At 47.1% G+C, this 1,409-nt stretch carries 1 protein-coding gene; it reads left to right on the forward strand.

Annotated elements, in window-relative coordinates; translation table 11 throughout:
• The first annotated feature begins 343 nt into the window (after positions 1–343).
• The gene (gene purR, locus ACRC27_RS05055; RefSeq protein ID WP_010863654.1) at positions 344–1,360 is read left to right on the forward strand and encodes an HTH-type transcriptional repressor PurR; all 1,017 of its coding nucleotides are present in this window, start codon (positions 344–346) and stop codon (positions 1,358–1,360) included.
• Positions 1,361–1,409: the final 49 nt, after the last annotated feature.

Raw genomic sequence — 1,409 nt, forward strand, 5'->3', positions numbered from 1 at the left:
GCTGAATAAAACCCTCCTGAACCGCTAGAAACATGCATCGACATGCATGCAAATAGCGGTTTTTCGCATCACATAGATAAAAATCACACAAATTTTCTCTTTTCCGCTTCCAGAATAGATCATTCTAAGAGAAAATGATCTTTTGGATGTTCGACATCGGGCAACGTTCTGTGCAGTGGTTGGCTAAATCAGCATTTATTGTTGCGCAAATCAGCAACGGTATGCGATAAAACAGCAAACGCTTTCGTTATCATAATTGATAATTACACCAACAACGAAGACAGACAACGGTTCACCTCTGCCCGTGTCTTGATGCTCGCTCAATCAGGAGTTTCTTTTATTCATGGCAACGATCAAAGATGTCGCCAAGCTTGCGGATGTTTCTACCACCACCGTATCGCACGTGATTAATAAAACACGTTTTGTGGCGGAAGAAACACGAAACCGTGTATGGGAAGCGGTAAAAGAGCTGCATTATTCACCCAGTGCGGTTGCCCGAAGCCTAAAAGTTAATCATACCAAGTCTATCGGTATGATTGTGACTACCAGTGACACCCCCTATTTTGCCGAAATTGTGCAATCGGTGGAGGAGCACTGCTACCGTAAGGGCTATACCCTGTTCCTGTGTAACTCACAGAATAACGTGGAAAAACAGCGTGCTTATCTGGCGATGCTGGCACAAAAACGTGTCGATGGCTTGCTGGTAATGTGCTCTGAGTACAACTCTCAGCTGCTGGAACTGCTGGAAAACTATCGCACTATCCCGATGGTGGTGATGGATTGGGGCCCAACTGACAGCGCTTATACTGATCGCATTCAGGATAACAGCTTCGATGGCGGCTATCTGGCAACCAAATACCTGATCGATCGCGGTCACCGTGATATCGGTGTGATCACTGGTCAGATGAACAAAACCACCACCAAAACGCGCTATGATGGCTTCTTAAAAGCCATGAACGATGCGGGTTTGAGTGTGCGTGATGAGTGGGTTGCAGAAGGTAACTTTGAACCAGAATCCGGCCATATAGCGATGAGCCATATTCTGCAAAATGCACAGCATCCAACCGCGGTATTCTGTTTTAACGATACCATGGCCATGGGCGCAATTTGCGCTGCCGGTGAGCAAGGTCTGCGTATTCCGCAGGATATCTCGATCATCGGGTATGACAACATTCGTGATGCGCGTTTCTTCTCGCCACCATTGACTACGATTCACCAGCCAAAAGCGCGTCTGGGCGCGATGGCGTTTGATATGCTGATTGACCGCATTATCAATAAGCGTGAAGGTGGACAAGTGATTGAACTGCATCCTGAGCTGGTCGCTCGCGGCTCGGTGATTGACGGTCCACACAAAGGCTAAATAAGCCGCCACATCAATGCTGCTTAATACGTAAACAGCAAGCTTATAT

This window comes from Plesiomonas sp. (genome assembly GCF_051650925.1).
Lineage (GTDB): Bacteria > Pseudomonadota > Gammaproteobacteria > Enterobacterales > CAMTGL01 > Plesiomonas.